Origin of the sequence: Bradyrhizobium genomosp. I (2014) (assembly GCF_000261685.1) — a bacterium.
Taxonomy (GTDB): Bacteria; Pseudomonadota; Alphaproteobacteria; order Rhizobiales; family Xanthobacteraceae; genus Bradyrhizobium.
Window position 1 is genome coordinate 1 of record NZ_AJQE01000437.1, and the last position, 3,548, is coordinate 3,548.

The window sequence follows — 3,548 nt, forward strand, 5'->3', positions numbered from 1 at the left end:
CGCCTGCGGCCGGTGCGCGCTTGCCCTTCCCCTCCCTGCGGGCCGCGCCCCCCTCAACCACTACGGCAGTCCGGGCCGTCGGCTCAATCACGGCGGGCGTCTTTGGCTGCACGTCCAAAAGACGCGTGACGTCGTCCGCGGTGACCCATGCACCATCCGCGATCTGGCCCAACAGTTTTAATGGAAGGTCGGCATCCGTTCCGGCGTCCCTTAGCCTGGTAACGATTCCGTGCACCCCTGAGGCAAATTCCGAAAGCCGCTCCATGACTCCTTCCAGAACGGTGCAGTGGTCTGCGTCGAGTGCCGCTCCGTTGCTGCTCAGAACGGCTTCGGACGCCGAGTTAAATGCCGGAAAAACATCCTCGATAAAGGTCCCGAGCAGACGCACCCGCCCATCCTCACCCATGAGGGCGTCGCTTACAGCTGGTTCGAACGTGCTCGCCCGCGACTCAATTAGAAGCTGAGCAAGAGCAACCTGCGATTGCAGATACACGCACTTCGTATAAAGTGCCCAGCCGGTCTGCAGGCGTAGTGCGGCCTCTTCGGCCTGCCGCATCTCGGGCGTGGTGCTCGGCAAGTTGGCGGTGGCCGCGCAGACGGACTGCATCCGTTCCATGCGCAATGCCTTCTTTCCCCACCCCTCCATGCAGGCCTCGTAGTGCTTCGCCACGCTGGATACCGCTCGGCTCAGCTGGTCAGGCTGAGCGTTGGCAACTCGCATATTCTTGAGCAAGGCTGTTGCTTTCTTCCTGCTCTTCTCCAGGTCGCCGATAATCCAGGTGGCCACGATGTCGCATTCGTTTCCCGCAGCGATAGTTTCCTCGCGGAGTCGGCGAGCCCGACCGTCGGAAAGAAGCCCGCGCGCCATGTCCGGGGGGAGGCTCGCGTAATAGCCCAGAACTTCCGAGCCTGCCTTGACGACTTGATCGATCAGCTCTTGCGCCTCCGACGGGTTCGGGTTCTGGGCTCGTGTGGCTGCATTTTTAGAAGCATCAAGCCCCGCAAGCAGGCTGCGCATTTTTTGCTTCGCTGCCTTGATTCCGTCGCCACTTGAGGAAATCTGGACTGCCACCGCCGAAGCTGGTGGCAGGCTCACGAGCGGAGCCGTTCCATCTCGAGGCCCGGAGCGCATCCGCTCCACGACAGAGTCGAAAGATTGCCCGCCCTCCCCGGGGGCGGGACCGAGCTCCGGGCTCGAACTACTCGATCCCCATGCGCTGTCGGCTCCTGCGGGCCCAACGTGCGATTTACCAGCTCGGCCAATGCCTGTCATATTCCACCTCCGATAAAGTCGAGAGTGCGCAGCCAGTCTGCATAGACTGGCTGGCTGACGAGTAGCTGACGTAGGGCGCTTCTCCCCGATTCACAGGAAAACCCGGATCACCGTGGGGTGCAATTCCATCGCGCCTGGCGTGCTGCTGGAGGCAGCGGGGCATCGTCAACTTAATCGACCGCGAGCCGAAGGAGGCGCTTCTCAAAGGTTCGAGATTCGGCGATAGCGCTTGTCGCGGAGACCTCGCGCCAAGTCGCAAAGGCTCGCCCGCGCGAAGCACGACGGAAGTCGGCAGTGACGGCTCCAGAATAGGGGATGTGGAAAAGGTTCGCGACCTGATCGTGAACTGACAGAAACCGTTGAGCCTGACGGGACGATTTGAAACGCTCCATGATCCGCTCGCGCCGCCGCGTCGGCTGATGAGAATTCTCGGCCCAATTGTTGAGAGCTTTGTGCTGGCGATGTTCGACGTGAAAGCCCATCTTCGCCCTCGCAGCGCCGTACGAACGGAGCTTGTCCGTGATTGTCCGTCGTCAGATGGTCGTTCAGCCGCCGGCGGCATACAACGCGCCGGATTCGAGCGAATGGTGGCGGAGGTTTGCCTCGGCAGGGTTGGTGCGGTTTGCGCCCGCGAGGTCTCGCGCTTCGCCCGCAACAGCCGGGATTGGCAGCAACTCATCGAGATGTGCCGCGTGGTCGATACCGTTCTGGTCGATCAAGAGACCATCTATGCGCCAAGGCACGGCAACGACCGCCTGCTGCTCGGGCTCAAGGGCAGCCTCAACGAGTACGAGCTGGATCTGTTGCGCCAGCGCTCGCTCTCGGCCCGCTACGAGAAGGCGCGCCGGGGCGAGTTGGTTGTGACAGCGCCCGTCGGCTTCGTGAAGGCCGGCGACCGTTATGAGAAAGACCCGGATCGGCGTGTCCAGGAGGCGATCAAGCTGGTGTTCGACAAGGTCGAGGAACTGGGCAGCGCGCGACAGGCGCTCTGCTGGCTCCATGAGTACAATCTCGATCTGCCGGTGAAGCAGACCAACGGCGACACGGCCTGGCGGCGACCAAACTACTCTGCCATCCACCGGATCATTGAGAACCCGGTCTACGGCGGCGCCTATGCCTATGGTAAGACAGCTGTGGCGGCGGGATACAGCACCGCTGGCGTGAGCCTGAAGATCCGCCGCAAGGCGCGGAACGAATGGCTGACGCTGAAGCCCAACACTCACGAAGGGTATGTGAGCTGGGAGAAGTTCGAGGCGATTCGCACCATGGTCAGCAGCAATGTTCCCACCAGTCGGCATCACGGCGCGCCCAACCATGGTGACGCGTTGCTGGCCGGTCTGATCCGCTGCAAGCGCTGCGGTCGCAAGCTCACACTCCGGTACTCCGGCATGGAGAACCATATCCCGCGCTACAGCTGCAACCGTGCCTGGATGGATAATGGCTGGGCCCACTGCATCGCCTTCGGCGGACTGCGCGTCGATGACGCCATCGAAGAATCGCTGCTTGGAGTCGTCGGTCCGGGCGCTGTCGCCGCCGCAACCGCTGCCGCCAAGGGAGCCAGGGAACGGCGCGATCAGGTACGCGATGCTCTCAGTCGCGACCTCGAAGCGGCGCGCTATGCCGCCGACAGGGCTTTCCGGCAATACGATGCCGCTGATCCCGCGAACCGGCTGGTGGCCAGTGAGCTGGAAGCGCGCTGGAACAGGGCGCTCGCTCACGCGGCGGAGGTTGAGGCCAAGATCGCCATGCATGATGCGGCCACGCCCGCACCCCTTGCCGATCCAGTCTCGCTCGGCGTTCTGGCCTCGAACCTCAAAACGGTCTGGGATGCGCCGACGACGGATGCTCGCCTCAAGAAGCGCATTGTGCGCACCCTCATCCATGAGGTCGTGGCCGATATCGACGACGCGGCCTCGGAGATCGTTCTCATCGTCCATTGGGTGGGGGGCGCCCACAGCGAGTTGCGCTTGCCGAAGCGCCGGCGCGGACAGCGCAACAGCACCTCTGCCGATATCGTCCAGGCCGTGCGTCAACTGGTGCTGATCGCCAGCGACGATCTGATTGCCGGCCTCCTCAATCGCAACGGCCTCAAGACCGGCAACGGCAATCGCTGGACCCGCGAGCGCGTCACATCAATGCGCTCGAACTACCACATCCCGGTGTTCAAGCCCGCCGAGGACGCGATCGAGCCATGGCTCGGGGCTTGGCAACCTTGACCATCACGCTACTCAACAAAACAGGTTATCGAATCTAGTACCCGGAATCAGAGCTGAGT

At 62.8% G+C, this 3,548-nt stretch carries 1 protein-coding gene and 2 pseudogenes; 1 reads left to right on the forward strand and 2 read right to left on the reverse strand.

Annotated features, from left to right (window positions below):
* A pseudogene (locus IC50_RS37390) lies at positions 1 to 1,273 on the reverse strand (hypothetical protein); the annotation flags it as partial.
* 181 nt (positions 1,274 to 1,454) lie between these two features.
* Positions 1,455 to 1,806 (reverse strand): annotated as a pseudogene (locus tag IC50_RS39895) (DDE-type integrase/transposase/recombinase); the annotation flags it as partial.
* Here IC50_RS39895 and IC50_RS37395 point away from each other — a divergent pair.
* Complete coding sequence (locus IC50_RS37395; protein WP_011084515.1) at positions 1,693 to 3,489, forward strand: recombinase family protein; 1,797 nt, start codon at positions 1,693 to 1,695, stop codon at positions 3,487 to 3,489. The pseudogene IC50_RS39895 and the gene IC50_RS37395 overlap by 114 nt on opposite strands.
* The last annotated feature ends 59 nt before the right edge of the window (positions 3,490 to 3,548 follow it).